13 protein-coding genes are annotated in these 13,252 nt (G+C 69.8%); 8 read left to right on the plus strand and 5 right to left on the minus strand.

Annotated elements, in window-relative coordinates; genetic code table 11:
- Nucleotides 1–54: 54 nt before the first annotated feature.
- The 3 genes from thrS (at nt 55) to RYH80_RS06580 (ending at nt 4,911) form a co-directional block, all read left to right on the plus strand.
- Complete coding sequence (gene thrS / locus RYH80_RS06570) at nt 55–2,001, plus strand: threonine--tRNA ligase (protein WP_370903050.1); 1,947 nt, start codon at nt 55–57, stop codon at nt 1,999–2,001.
- A 560-nt stretch (nt 2,002–2,561) separates the two neighbouring features.
- Nucleotides 2,562–3,866, plus strand: a complete 1,305-nt coding sequence (locus tag RYH80_RS06575; protein WP_370903051.1) for an amidohydrolase family protein — start codon at nt 2,562–2,564, stop codon at nt 3,864–3,866.
- An 85-nt stretch (nt 3,867–3,951) separates the two neighbouring features.
- On the plus strand, nt 3,952–4,911 hold the full coding sequence (locus tag RYH80_RS06580; RefSeq protein ID WP_370903052.1) for a DUF4097 family beta strand repeat-containing protein: 960 nt from the start codon (nt 3,952–3,954) through the stop codon (nt 4,909–4,911).
- A gap of 50 nt (nt 4,912–4,961) precedes the next feature.
- On the opposite strand, the gene RYH80_RS06585 is transcribed toward RYH80_RS06580, so the two are convergent.
- The 4 genes from RYH80_RS06585 to RYH80_RS06600 form a co-directional block, all read right to left on the minus strand.
- On the minus strand, nt 4,962–5,576 hold the full coding sequence (locus RYH80_RS06585) for a DM13 domain-containing protein (RefSeq protein ID WP_370903053.1): 615 nt from the start codon (nt 5,574–5,576) through the stop codon (nt 4,962–4,964).
- Between the two features lie 105 nt (nt 5,577–5,681).
- Nucleotides 5,682–5,909 (minus strand): hypothetical protein, encoded by a 228-nt coding sequence (locus RYH80_RS06590; RefSeq protein WP_370903054.1) that lies wholly within the window; start codon nt 5,907–5,909, stop codon nt 5,682–5,684.
- A 2-nt stretch (nt 5,910–5,911) separates the two neighbouring features.
- A complete protein-coding gene (locus RYH80_RS06595; protein ID WP_370903055.1) occupies nt 5,912–6,346 on the minus strand; it encodes a hypothetical protein in 435 nt (144 codons plus the stop codon).
- A gap of 250 nt (nt 6,347–6,596) precedes the next feature.
- On the minus strand, nt 6,597–7,544 hold the full coding sequence (locus RYH80_RS06600) for a ketopantoate reductase family protein (RefSeq protein ID WP_370903056.1): 948 nt from the start codon (nt 7,542–7,544) through the stop codon (nt 6,597–6,599).
- A gap of 180 nt (nt 7,545–7,724) precedes the next feature.
- Here RYH80_RS06600 and RYH80_RS06605 point away from each other — a divergent pair, with 180 nt between their 5' ends.
- Nucleotides 7,725–8,126 (plus strand): putative quinol monooxygenase, encoded by a 402-nt coding sequence (locus RYH80_RS06605; protein WP_370903057.1) that lies wholly within the window; start codon nt 7,725–7,727, stop codon nt 8,124–8,126.
- Nucleotides 8,127–8,249: 123 nt separating this feature from the next.
- Nucleotides 8,250–9,527, plus strand: coding sequence for a threonine synthase (gene thrC / locus RYH80_RS06610; protein ID WP_370903058.1), 1,278 nt, complete (start codon nt 8,250–8,252; stop codon nt 9,525–9,527).
- Between the two features lie 41 nt (nt 9,528–9,568).
- Here thrC and RYH80_RS06615 read toward each other — a convergent pair whose 3' ends face one another.
- Nucleotides 9,569–10,303 carry a TOBE domain-containing protein gene (locus tag RYH80_RS06615; RefSeq protein WP_370903059.1) on the minus strand — a complete coding sequence of 245 codons (735 nt, stop codon included), beginning with the start codon at nt 10,301–10,303 and terminating at the stop codon, nt 9,569–9,571.
- Between the two features lie 61 nt (nt 10,304–10,364).
- On the opposite strand from RYH80_RS06615, the gene RYH80_RS06620 reads away from it, so the two are divergent.
- The 3 genes from RYH80_RS06620 to RYH80_RS06630 are packed head-to-tail and all read left to right on the plus strand — an operon-like array spanning nt 10,365 to nt 13,150.
- A complete protein-coding gene (locus RYH80_RS06620) occupies nt 10,365–11,402 on the plus strand; it encodes an ABC transporter permease (RefSeq protein WP_370903060.1) in 1,038 nt (345 codons plus the stop codon).
- On the plus strand, nt 11,399–12,430 hold the full coding sequence (locus RYH80_RS06625; RefSeq protein ID WP_370903061.1) for an ABC transporter ATP-binding protein: 1,032 nt from the start codon (nt 11,399–11,401) through the stop codon (nt 12,428–12,430). The genes RYH80_RS06620 and RYH80_RS06625 overlap by 4 nt, the downstream gene beginning before the upstream one ends.
- A 60-nt stretch (nt 12,431–12,490) precedes the next feature.
- Nucleotides 12,491–13,150 (plus strand): DUF7384 family protein, encoded by a 660-nt coding sequence (locus RYH80_RS06630; RefSeq protein ID WP_370903062.1) that lies wholly within the window; start codon nt 12,491–12,493, stop codon nt 13,148–13,150.
- Nucleotides 13,151–13,252 lie beyond the last annotated feature (102 nt).

The raw sequence follows: 13,252 nt of genomic DNA on the forward strand, positions 1-13,252 counted from the left end.
ACGGCTGCTCGTCCATCGGCAAGACTTATTCGCCCGCTCGGACTCCAGTCGCGTATGTCAGCACTCACGGTGACGCTCCCGGACGGCTCCGAACTCGCCGTCGACGAGGGGGCGTCCGTGGAGGACGTGGCCTACGAGATCGGACCCGGACTCGGAGACGACACGGTGGCGGGGGTCCTCGACGGGGACCTCGTCGACAAGGCGACGCCGGTGTACGACGGCGCCGCGGTCGAGATCGTCACCGACCAGTCCGAGGAGTACCTCGACGTGCTCCGGCACACGGCGGCGCACGTGTTCGCACAGGCGCTCCAGCGACGCCACCCGGAGGCGAAACTCGCCATCGGCCCGTCGACGGACGACGGCTTCTACTACGACGTGCACGGCGTCGACCTCGACGAGGACGACCTCGACGAGATCCAGGCGGAGATGGAGGAGATCGTGGCGGCCGACTACGAGTTGGTCCGCGAGGAGCGGTCCCGCGAGGAGGCGCTGGCGACCTACGAAGACAACCAGTTCAAACGCGACATCCTCCACGAGGAGGCCGCCGGCGAGGACCCCGTCTCCTTCTACGTCCAAGACGGCTGGGAGGACCTGTGTCAGGGGCCACACGTCGCCTCGACGGGTGAGATCGGCGCGGTGGAACTGCTCCAGATCTCCACCGCCTACTGGCGCGGCGAGGAGGACAACGAGACGCTGACGCGGGTGTACGGCACCGCCTTCGCGTCCGAGAGCGACCTCGAAGCGTTCCTCGAACGCCGCGAGGAGGCGAAGGAACGCGACCACCGGAAGATCGGCCGCGAGATGGACCTCTTCTCCGTCCCCGACCACTCCCCGGGGTGTGTCCACTTCCACCCGGCCGGGATGACGGTCCGCCGAGAGTTGGAGGAGTACATCCGCGAGAAGAACGCCGAGTTGGGGTACGAGGAGGTGTGGACCCCCGAGTTGAACAAGGCGGAGCTGTGGAAGCCGACGGGCCACTACGACGCGTTCAAAGAGGAGGGGGAGATGTTCGCGTGGGAGCAAGACGAGACGGAGTACGGGCTCAAGCCGATGAACTGCGCGAACCACGCGCACGTCTACGGCGACGAGCGGCACTCCTACCGCGACCTCCCGCTGAAGTTCGCGGAGTTCGGCACCTGCTACCGCAACGAGCAGTCCGGCGAACTGTCGGGGATGCTCCGCGTCCGCGGGTTCACGCAGGACGACGGCCACGCGTTCGTCCGCGAGGACCAACTGGAGGCGGAACTGCTCGACCACGTCCGCGTGATCGAGGACATCTACGAGACGTTCGGCCTGGAGGTGAAGTACGTCCTGGAGACGCAGGGTGACGACGCCATCGGCGACGACGAGATCTGGGCGACCGCGACGGACGCGCTCCGGAACGCCCTGGAGACGGAGGGGCTCGACTACGAGGTCGAGGAGGGCGAGGCGGCCTTCTACGGCCCGAAGATCGGCGTCAACGGGATCGACGCGCTCGGTCGCGAGTGGACCATCGGCACGGTGCAGGTGGACTTCAACATCCCCGAGCGGCTCGACCTGGCGTACGTCGGCGAGGACAACGAGGAACACCGGCCGGTGACGATCCACCGGGCGTTGCTGGGCTCGATGGAGCGGTTCATGGGCGTGTTGATCGAGCACTTCAAGGGGAACTTCCCGCTGTGGCTCGCCCCCGAGCAGGTGCGTGTCCTCCCCATCTCCGACGACCAACTCGACTACGCCGAGTCCGTCGCGGACGACCTCTCGGCGGCCGGCTTCCGCGTCGAGGTGGAGGACCGCGACATGACGATCGGCCGGAAGATCCGCGCGGGTCACGACGACCGCGTGCCGTACATGCTCATCCTCGGCAGCGACGAGGCCGAGGCGGAGACCGTCTCCGTCCGCGACCGCGAGGAGCGCGAGTTGAACGACGTGGCGCTGGGGACGTTCCTCGACCACCTCCGCACCGAACGGGAGGAGAAGGCCGAGGACCCGTACTTCGTCCCGATGCAGAAGCACCAGTAAGGTGTCCGTCGGGACGGGAGAGACACCCGTCGGCGATGGATTTGACATCCCCAGAGACACGATAGAGAGTGTGGAGAGTCCCGACGCGGCCACGGACGGCGGCTGGGATGCCCGTTCCGGACGGGCACAGTCCGAGCGTGTGGAGGTGGACCTCGAAGACACCTCGGGAGCGGGCGCACTGTCGGGACTCGTCGCCGGTGGGGCGCTGGGAACCCCGTTCGGTCCCGCGGGTGTCCTGATCGGTGGTGCGGTCGGTGGCCTCCTCGGGAACGCGGTCGAGTACCGGAACCTGGAACGGGAACAACGGGAGCGACTCCGGCGAAGCGTCGCAGACTTCCTCGACCGGCACACACAGCCCGGTGTCCGAATCGAGACGTTCGAGGGTGTCACGGGGGGCACCGACGACGACGGCGAGAACTACTGGCAGTTCGAGTTCCGAGACCGTGAGGGACAGTCGCACGCCGCGCGACTGTACCCGCCGCGGAGCGTGTCGTGCTCGTGGAGTGACCACGCAGAGACACTGCCCGCATTTTCTTCACGATTCCGACCGAGACGACTCCGTGCGCCTCGCGAACATCGACACGGCTTTCCTCCAAGACGCCGACCGCACGGTCGCTCACGACGTCGACCTCCTCCTCGAAGACGGGGAGATCGTCGCCGTCGAGTCGGATCTCGCGGACCAGTCTGACCACCGCGTGTTGGACTGTCGCGACCGGATCGCCGTCCCGGGGCTGGTGAACTGCCACGCACACACCGCGATGCAGTTCGCGCGTGGGCTCTCGGACGACGAGCCCCTGTTCGAGTGGCTCGCGACGAACGGGACCTACACCGCCGCGGTCGACCGCGACACCAAACGCGCGGGTTGTCGCTTCGCGACGCGACTGATGCTCGAACGCGGGACGACGACCGTCCACGACATGTGGAACACGTACCTCGCCGACGAGTTCGCCAACTTCGGCATCCGAGCGGTGATCGGGAGCACGATGGGCGAGGAGGAGCCACCCGGTCCGGACGAGACGCGCCCGCGACTGGAGACGACACGTGAGGCGGTCGAGGCCTTCGCCGACCGGCCGACGCTGCACCCGTCCGTGCCGGTCCACTCCGTCTACCGTGCCACACCCGAACTACTCCGAGCGGCACACGAGGTCGCCGCAGACGCCGGGATTCCGTTCCACGTCCACGTCGCCGAGAACGCGACCGAGGTGCAGCGCGTTCGCGACGCCTACGGTACCACTCCCGTCGGCGTACTCGACGACCTCGGCGTCCTCGACGAGCACACTGTCGCGGTCCACTGTACCGAACTGACGGACGCGGACCGCGAGCGACTCGGCGCCGCCGGCGCAGGTGTCGCACACTGTCCGTCGGCGAACCTCAAACTCGGGGGCGGCGTGGCGGACGTGTCGGCACTCCCCGACAGTGTCGCCGTCGGAATCGGGACGGACGGTGCAGGGTCGAACAACGATCTCGCGCCGCTGCGGGAGGCGCGACTGGCGGCGCTCCTCCAGAAGCGCGCGGACCCGACAGCGATGGACGCCCAGCGGGCGCTGGATCTGGTCACGCGCGAGGGGGCAGCGGTGCTGGGCCTCGACGACCGTCTCGGCTCGCTCGTCCCCGGCCACCGCGCCGACGTGACGCTGTTCGACGCCACGGATCCGGCGCTCACGCCGGCGATCGGCGACGAGGGGCTCCTGTCGAACCTGATCTACAGCTTCCACGGCCACGCCGAGACGGTGCTCGTCGAGGGCGAGGTGGTCGTCGACGACGGCCGGTGTCGCACCGACACCGACGACGCCGTCGCGACGGTCGAGGCGTTCCAGGCCGAGGTGGCGACGGAGGAGGGTCGCACACCGTACCGCCGGTCGTGAGTCTCCGGCACCGGAGGAGTATCACTCACTCGACAGAAAGCCGCTTCTGCGGAGTTTTACGTGTCTCACCCCGGTATCGGTGGTCGTGAGCGCACTCGGACGACTCGTCGAGACGGTGATCGGCTCGGCGGCAGCGGCGGGGAGCGACGCGACGTACGACCACGAGGCGACGGAGACGCTCCGGTTCGAGCGGCCACCGTCGGTGTCGGTTGAGGCGACGAACGGGCACGTCGACCTCCGGACACACCGGACCACGTCCGGCGCTGGCGACGAGACACAGCACGGTGACGACGACGCCGTCGAGACGGAGACGGGAGCGGAGGGAGCCGTCGTCGTCGAGGTCACGAGACGGGCGCAGACGCAGGCGGGGTTGGAACGGCTCTCGGTGGTCGCCACTGGCGGCGACGAGGACCCACTCCAGATTCGGGCGGACCACCCGGCGGACGCCGACGGCGAGGTGTCGTTCGCGGTGCGGGTACCGTCGACCCTCCCGGTCACGCGCGTCGAGACCACGAACGGTTCGGTGGAGACGGTCGACGCACGGGTGGGGACGGTGACGACGACCCACGGGCGTGTGGACGTGCGCGACGGCTCGGTGGAGCGTGTCACGACGGAGAACGGCTCGGTGGCAGTGACCGACACGGACGGAGACGTGTCGGTCCGGACCACGAACGGCTCGGTGACGCTCGCGCGTGTCGACGGCGTGGTGGACGTGGAGACGACGAACGGCTCGGTGAGTGTCGACGAGCCGGCCGCGGTCGGTCGCCTCGTCTCGACCGCGGGAGGGATCGACGCCCACGTGCCGGCGATCGACGGCGATACCACCGTCCGGACCCGGACTGGCAGCGTCACGCTCGAACTCGGACGCGACCTGGACGCGACCGTCTCCGCGTCGACGACTCTCGGGACCCTCCGAGCACCGGCCATCGACTCGTACGGTGCCGGTGCCGGATCGATCGGTGGAGAGGCGGTCGTCGGCGACGGGGGGCCGGAGTTGGCGGTGTCGACTCGACTCGGCAGCGTGACCGTCAACCGTCGCGTCTGACTGCGGTGGGTCACTCGGGTGAATACACCGAAGACCACACCGCTCCGTCGTCACCGCGTCAGATCGGCGTACCCGAACGGGACGCCGAACGCCTCACACCAGATCGCGATCCCCTCTACGTCGTCGGCCGACACGGAGTCGGGGAGCTTCTGGACGAAGGTCCCGCGTTTGGTCGCCTCGCCGCCGTCCCCGCCGCCGTCCAACCGCACCTTCGTCCCGGCGTTCACCGGGCCGCTCGTCGTCGGCTCGTCTGCGGGGGTGACGTAGACGAACACGTCGGGGCCGCTGGTCTGTTGGTAGTCGCGGAACTGGAGGTAGAGGTCCCCGTCGCGCTCGACGAGCGAGACACGCCCCGACACGTCGTGGCCGTCGACCCCGACGAACTCGCCGCTCGCGAGCACCGTCGCAGAGCCGTCACCGTCCGAGCCCGAGTCAATCGCCGCCGTCCCGCCGTCACCGGACGGCGTCCCGTCGCTACCCGACGCCGTCTCTTCGGTGTCGCCCGTCGCGCCGTCGGTAGTGCTCGGCGTCTCCGTCGCCAGGACGGTGCCGTCCCCCTGTGTCGTCTCCTCGGGGAGGAAGAAGTCACCGGGACCGATCACCGCGACCGCACCGCCGCCGACGGCCACGAGGACCGCCGCGGCGACGAGGAGTTTCGTGTTCACGGCTCACCGTCGGTCCCGTGGTGGAAAGGGTGTTTTTCGAGATCCGACCCAAATTCGACCCGAGAGAGTACCGTTCGGAGCGGAGCGTGATTCGACTGGGTCGAGTCACCGTAGCCAGTCGAACAGAAGAAACAGCGCGAAGCTCAGTGCCGACCACACGATCGCGAGGAGTGTCGGGCTGATATCACTCACCTCGGTGGCTGTCAGGAGGGTCAGTACGGCGACGAGAGACCAGAGGAGAGTGAGCGCGACGATTGCGGCTTGCGCGTACTGGAACGCCGTGCTCTCCAGCCACAACCTGAACCGGCTTCCGTACGGGGTCTGTCGTGACATACTCACTCGGTCTCTGTCTCTCTGTCGTCTGCGTCCGAATGCACACTACTGCCTTCTGGCTCTTGGCTCTTTCCACCACTACCCGCTCGGTTCCCTAGTTCCTCGATATCCGGGTCGCGAAGGCTCCTGCCGTGTCTCTCGGACATCTCGGCGACTCGGTGATCAAGTTCGGAGAGACGATCCTCGACACGGCTCGATCCGTGCGTGGAGGAACTGTCTCCGCTTCTGTCGGGGGACGGAGTACGGTCCTCCAGACGATCGAGACGTGAGTCGAATTCGTCGAATTGACGTTCGAGACCGGCGAGACGGGACTCGAGAGTCCGTAGTCTCTCTTCGGATCGCTCGTCCCCAACCCGTGTGACTGGCTCCCCCTCCTCAACGGTCTCGGCGAGGCTATACACGACCGCGAACAGCAAGAGTACGGCGACGAGACTCACTGCGCCGATCGTCAGTGTCGGGTGTTCGAAGAGGAACGAGGCGTTCGCCACGAGTGTCGCAGACACGAACGCCTGCACGACGAACAGAGCGAGCCCGATGACACGGCGAACTGTCTGTGGCGTCTCGTCGTACGCCCGTCGTAGTACTCGCCGTTGTTTGGCGACGAGTCCGTCCTCGTCGTCCATCTGGGCCAGTGTTGTGACTCTAGAATAGAAGTACATTTTGGAGCAGTTCGGTATGATGAGGTTGCTACTGGCTAGTCCGACGCTCCTCCCACGCATCCAACAGTTCCCATAGCGTCCGCGTCGTCGGCGTCGCCACCCCGGCCCGCTCGCCGCGTTCGACGACCGCACCGAGGATAGCGTCCGCCTCCGTCTGCCTGCCGGCGCGTACGTCCTGGAGCGTCGACGAGCGGTTCTCGGCGGTCGCCGTCGCGACCTCCCGGACGGCCGTCACGGCTGCCTCGTCCGACAACGAGACACCCTCGGCACGCGCCACCCGTGCGGTCTCGCGAGCCGCACGCGCCGCCGTCTCGCTCGCGGGGTCGTCTCGCACCGCGCCGTTGCGTACCCGTGCCAGCGCGGTGACGCCGTTGATCCCGACGTTGACCGCGAGCTTCTCCCAGCGTCGCCGCGCCATGTCCGCGTCGGCGGTACACCGGAGCCCGGCGGCCCGACACGCCGCCGCGACTCGCTCGGCACGTGCGGAGGGGTCGTCGTCGAACCGCGTGTCGTGGCCGTCGTCGCCGGAGGCACCACCACCGAGTCCCGGCAACGCGCCGACGTGGAGCTCACCGACGCCGGTACACCGCACTACTCCGGGCTCGACGAGTTCTGCGCCGTAGGTCGCGGTCCCGGCCAGCACCCGATCGCCCAACTCCCCGTGGAGCGTCTCCTCGGTCAACCCGTTCGTCAGCGACCAGACCGTCTCGACGGAGCCACTCGCGAGCGCCGCGGCGGCGGTCGGCGTGTCGCGTGCCTTCACCGTCACGACGGCGAGGTCGGCGTCGAGACCAGTCCCGTCGGTCGTCGCCGCGGGCGCGACCGTCGCCTCGACTGCACCCGTCACTCGGAGTCCGGACTCGCGGACGGCGGCGACGTGTGGGTCGCGGCCGACGAGTGTCACCGCGTGCTCGCGAGCGAGCACCCCCCCGACGAGACTCCCCAGCGACCCCGCGCCGAAGACGACGACCTCCATCGGCCTCTCGTCGGTGTTCGACGGCAAGGTGGTTTGCGGTCGCGACGCACGCGTCTCGCGTGCCCGTCGACGCCCCCGTTCTCCCGGTCCCGACTTGTCGGAGCCGGTGACCGCCACACGCCCGTCTCGCGGTGCGAGATCCGCCGCAAGCTACTCACCGTCGCCGCCGGAGACTCACCCGTGATCGTCGTCCACACCGAGATTCCGATCGACCCCGAGCGGGAGGGGGCGTTCCGCGGGATCGCGGCCGAACTGGTCGCACACGCCGAGCGGGAGGAGCCAAACACGGTGCGGTACCGTGCGAGTCTGAGCGTCGACGACCCCCCGGTGGCTCGCTTCTTCGAACAGTACACCGGCGCCGACGCCGCGGAGACACACCAGGCGAGCGAGCCGTACCGACGGTTCAACGAGCGGCTCCCGGCACTGGCCGCCGGCGAGATCGAGACGGTGCAGTTCGAGGTGCCCGACGACGCCGTCGCGACGGCGACGTTCGCTCCGGAGGCGGCCGCCGCGGCCGTCGCCGACGAGTCGCCCGAACGGGACGAGACGAGCGAGTCCGACGAGCACGACGCGAACTCGTGACTCTCGGCCCCCGTGGCCGTGTGACCGACGGTCCGAGTGGCGCCGCGATCGATCCCCGGCGCGGGGACCGGCACGTCTGACACCGAGCGCCCGACTTTTCACCGAGCACGACGAGAGGAGTGTATGGCCGAACTGCCGCTCGTGGGCGGTGCGGAGTCGACGCCGTCGGTTCCCTCGGCGGCGACCGACGGGACGTGGCTCGCCTGTGTCGCCTGCGGCGCGACGTTCCCGCCGTTCGACGCGATCAGGTACACCTGCGACGACTGTGACGGACTGCTCGAGGTTCGGTACGCCGACCACCCGGACTTCGACGACTTCGAAGCGTCGCCGACGGACCGCGGCGTCTGGCGGTACGCCGACGCACTCCCGTTCGAAGAGGGAGTGTCGCTCCCGGAGGGTGACACGCCACTCCACCGCGTTCCGCGGATCCGCGAGGACGCGGACGTGAACCGGCTGCGCGTGAAACACGAGGGGATGAACCCCACCGGCTCGTTCAAGGACCGCGGGATGACGGTCGGGGTGCGCGTGGCACAGGCGGTCGGGGTCGACCGCCTCGCCTGCGCCTCGACGGGGAACACGAGCGCCGCCCTGGCCGCCTACGGTGCTCGTGCGGGGCTAGAGACACTCGTCTTGCTTCCACAGGGGAAGGTCGCCGCCGGGAAGGTCGCACAGGCGAGTCTCCACGACGCGCGGATCGTGGAGTTGGACGGCAACTTCGACGACTGTCTCGACGTGGTCCAGGAGTTGGCCGCCCGCGGGGAGGCGTACCTGCTCAACTCTCTGAACCCGTTCCGCCTGGAGGGCCAGAAGACGATCGGCTTCGAGATCTTAGAGCAGTTCCACGCCGACTACGGCACCTTCCCGGACCGGATCGTGCTCCCCGTCGGCAACGCGGGCAACACCTCGGCGCTGTACAAGGCGTTCCGCGAACTCGTCGCCGCGGACGCGATGGAACCAGAGCAAGTCCCGGCGCTCACGGGCGTCCAGGCGGCCGGCGCGGCCCCGCTCGTCGAAGCCGTCGAGGAGGGGAACGACGAGATCAGACGGTGGCCGGACGTGGAGACGCGCGCGACGGCGATCCGGATCGGCAACCCGGTGAACGCGCCGAAGGCGCTCCCGGGAGTTCACGGGACCGGAGGGACCGCCGTCGCCGTCGACGACGAGGCGATCACCGCGGCACAGCGGGCCCTCGCGCGAGAGGGTGTCGGTGTCGAGCCCGCCTCCGCGGCCAGTGTCGCCGGGGTGCGGAAGCTCCGCGAGCGCGGCGAGATCGGTGCCGACGAGGACGTGGTGTGTCTCACCACTGGGCACCTGCTGAAGGATCCGGACGCCGCCTACGAGGCCGGCGGCGAGCCGGTGCCGGCCGACGCGGACGCCGACGCAGTGTTGGACGCGCTCTGATCTCGGTTCTGGCGGTCGCCGTCGGATCACTCCCGTCCGGGTCACTCCGACGCGGTCGGGACCGCACGCGTCGCGGTCGTCTTGAACGAGACCGTGACCGGATCGCCGTCGGCCAGGCCGAGTCTGTCTGCGCTCTCGGCCGTCACGAGTGCCGTCACCGTCTCCTCGCCGACTGCCACGGAGACGGTGACCACCGCGTCGCCCCGGTCGATCGACCGGACGTCCCCGTCGAACCGGTTGCGTGCGCTCGTGGTGTCGGGCGTCGGCGCACCGTCGGGGTCGTGGAGTGTCACTGCGTCGGCCCCGACGCTCACGGTGACGGCTTCTCCCGGGTCTGGATCGTCGACCGCCACCGCGCGGACCGCGCCGAGGCTCGTCTCCACCACGGCGAGTTCCCCCTCGCGTCGGGTGACGCGACCACGGACCACGGACTCGGTGTTGCGTGCCGTGCCGGCGAGCGCAGCCTGGAGTCGGTCGAACCGGTCCAAGAGCTCGCGCGCGCCGGCCGTCAACCGACTCCCCCCACCGTCGGCGCCGCCGCGTCGTCGTTCAACGAGCGCCCCGAACGCGGCCTCCAGTGTCTCCAGGCGATCCAGCGCTCGTGCCCGCGATCGCCCGAGCGTCGTCGCCGCCGCCCGGACGGAGCCGCCGTCGTCGATCGCGCGCAGTAGGGCGGCGTCGGCGGTCGCGAACGTCGTCTCCCCGACGCTCAGTCCGACCGACACCGTCGCTGCCGTCGGGGCTCGTGCGCCGTCGGACGCCGTCTCCTCGCTCACGTGTCGCGGTGCGAGTGGCCCGGACAAAACCGTTATGAGCCACCGACGAGTCGTTGTATCCGTGTCGAAACAACGGTCGGCCACCCCCGAGACACCGGCCCACGAGCCGTCTCGGACCGAGCACCGGTCGGCTCCCAGCGAACGGGGCGGTTTCGACGCCCGCGTCGGGCCGGCGACGGCCGTCTCGGCGGTGATCGCCGTTCAGGTCGCCGCGTACGCTGCGGTTGCGGCGGTCGGTCGACCGACACTGTACGTGCCGGTCGCGGTCGGATCGGCGGCACTGCTCGGGTGGCGGACCGACGACGGGTGGTTCGGTGTCGTGACGGCGACGCTCGGCTCGCTGTTGGTGCTCGCGTTGGGGCTGCCGCTGCTCGCGTTCGCGTTCCAGTTGGACCCCGGTCTCGTCGCCGCGGCAGCGGGACGACCCGCCGTCCACCGGATGCTGTTCGTGACGGTGTACGCGCCGGTGCTCGCCGCCGGTGTCGCTACCGTCGGCGGGGTGCCGCTGGCGTACCTCCTCGCACGCGGGTTCACCGGCGCAGCCGTCGTCCAGAGTCTGGTCGACCTCCCGCTGGTCGTCCCCCACTCCGTCGCCGGGATCGTGGTCCTGTTCGGCTTCGGCCGCGGCGGGGTGTTCCCGAGTGTCCCGATCCTCTCGTCGCTCCCGGGAGTAGTGTTGGCGCTCGTGTTCGTGAGTGCGCCGTACGTGGTCGCCGCCACGCGGGACGCGTTCGCCGCCGTCGACGACGACCTCCGGCGTGCCGCACGGTCGCAGGGTGCGAGTCCGTTCGAGACGTTCCGTCGCGTGACGCTCCCGCTGGCGAAGCGGGGCGTGGTCACCGGTGGCGTGCTGGCGTGGGCGCGCGGCGTCTCGGAGTTCGGTGCCGTCGCGGTCGTCGCCTACACCGTCCAACTGTTCGTTCCCGGGGTCGGCCAAGTCACTGCCCAACACGCACCGGTGTTCGTCTACACCACCTACACGAGCCGTGGGCTCGCCGAGGGTGGCGCCGTCGCGGCGGTCCTGCTGGTGGTCAGCGCCGGGATCTTCCTCCTGGTCCGTTGGGTCACCGACGGCGACGGCATCGGGGTGGTTCGGTGACCGTCTCCCTCTCGTTCGACGTCGCGGCCGCGTTCGGGGACGAGCAGGAGGAGGCGTTCCGACTCGACGCCAGTCTCGACGTCGCCGCCGGGGAGACACTGGTCCTCCTCGGCCCGAGTGGGAGCGGGAAGACACTCCTCGTGGAGTGCATAGCGGGGTTCAACGAGCACACGGGAACCGTCGAGATCGACGGGCGGGACGTGACCGACGCGCCGCCAGAACGGCGCGACACGGGTGTCGTGTTCCAAGACGACGCGCTGTTCCCGCACCTCTCCGTCCGCGAGAACGTCTCCTTCGGCGCGCGCTACCACGAGACGACGGGCGACCCGGACGCGCTCTTGGAGACGTTGGGCGTCGCCGAGCTCGCCGACAGAGACCCACAGACGCTGTCTGGCGGCGAACGACGACGGATCGCGGTGGCGCGTGCGCTGGCGGTCGATCCGGGTGTGTTGGTGCTCGACGAACCACTCGCGGCGCTGGACGTACCGACGCGGGAGCGACTCCGCGGCGACCTCGTCGAGCGGCTCGCCGACAGGACGACGGTGTGTGTCACCCACGACCGGACGACCGCGCGGGCGCTGGGCGACCGCGTCGCGGTGCTCGCCGACGGGCACGTCCGGCAGGTCGGGACGCCGGCGACGGTGTTCGAGCGACCGGCGACGCCGTTCGTCGCGCAGTTCGTCGGCGCGAACGTCGTCCCGTCGACGGTCGACTGGGAAGACGGCGGCGAGCAGATGGGCGGTCCGAGCGACGAGGCCACCGACGACTGGCGTGCGATCCGCCCGGAACGGGTCGCGGTCGGCGATCCGACCGACGCGCCGGTCACCGGCCGCGTGCGTCGGGTGGTCCCGACGACGACGGAGTACCGCGTCACGGTCGAGCTCGACGACGCCGCGGACTGTTCGGTGGTGGCGACGAGCACGACGGCACCCACAGTCGGCGAGCGAGTCGGCCTCTCGCCGGGGGCGTCCGGTCCGTCTGCGACCGAGGGGGAGCGACCACTCGTCGATCACCACGGACGTGAGTGATCGAGCGAGCACGGTGTCGTCGGTCGGGAGTGACTTGTCCGTCCGCCGTCTCCGAGCGGTATGGACGACTGGGAGCGACTGTTCGGTCGTGTCGACGCGTCGCCGACGGTCGCGGAGACCTCCGAGCGGCTCGCGGCGGTGCGATCCGAGACGCGGACGGACGACGAGACGACGCCACCAACCGACGCGAGCGACGACGGCGGAGACGGCAGCGGAGGCGGCGACGGAGACGGCGGCGAGACGGACGGACGCGTGGAGCCGTCGCCGGCGCGCGTCGTCGTAGACGCGGACGTACTCGCTGCCGACCTCCTCGGCGACGAGGACGCCAGAGCGGCGCTGGACGAACTGCGCCGGCACTCGTGGACGACGCTCGTCGCCAGCGACGCACTGGTGGCCGACGCCGCGGCGGTGATCGCGTCGCTGACCGACGAGTCACTCGCCACAGCCTGGCGAGATCGTGTCGAAGCGTGGCGCGAACCGGTCACACACCCGGCCGGGGACCACCCAGCGCTGGCGTCCGCGTACCGCGGCGGGGCGATGCACGTCCTCTCGTTCGACGACTCGCTCACCGGCGCGGGTGCCGGACTCGGGCTCGCGGACCACTTCCGGGTGAGCGTCCGCGAACCCCGGGCGTTCGCGACACTGTTCGACCCGGCGAGTCTCTACGCGGAGGTCGTCGGCGGTGAGTACCCCGGGCCGGACACCGATCCGCGAGGGTGAGCCACCGGTGGAGCGCGGGAGACACCACTGCGACGAGTCTGTGAACGGGGAACCGACACGGAGCGCTGGCGAGTAGAGAGCGAACAGGCGACACGACCGCGA

This window comes from Halobaculum sp. MBLA0147 (assembly GCF_041361345.1).
Classification (GTDB): Archaea; Halobacteriota; Halobacteria; order Halobacteriales; family Haloferacaceae; genus JAHENP01.

Excerpts from the sequence above, each read along its gene's own strand:
- RYH80_RS06600 (WP_370903056.1), bottom strand. The coding sequence starts at position 7,544 with ATGGAGGTCGTCGTCTTCGGCGCGGGGTCGCTGGGGAGTCTCGTCGGG.
- RYH80_RS06630 (WP_370903062.1), top strand. The coding sequence starts at position 12,491 with ATGGACGACTGGGAGCGACTGTTCGGTCGTGTCGACGCGTCGCCGACG.
- thrS (WP_370903050.1), top strand. The coding sequence starts at position 55 with ATGTCAGCACTCACGGTGACGCTCCCGGACGGCTCCGAACTCGCCGTC.
- thrC (WP_370903058.1), top strand. The coding sequence starts at position 8,250 with ATGGCCGAACTGCCGCTCGTGGGCGGTGCGGAGTCGACGCCGTCGGTT.
- RYH80_RS06590 (WP_370903054.1), bottom strand. The coding sequence starts at position 5,909 with ATGTCACGACAGACCCCGTACGGAAGCCGGTTCAGGTTGTGGCTGGAG.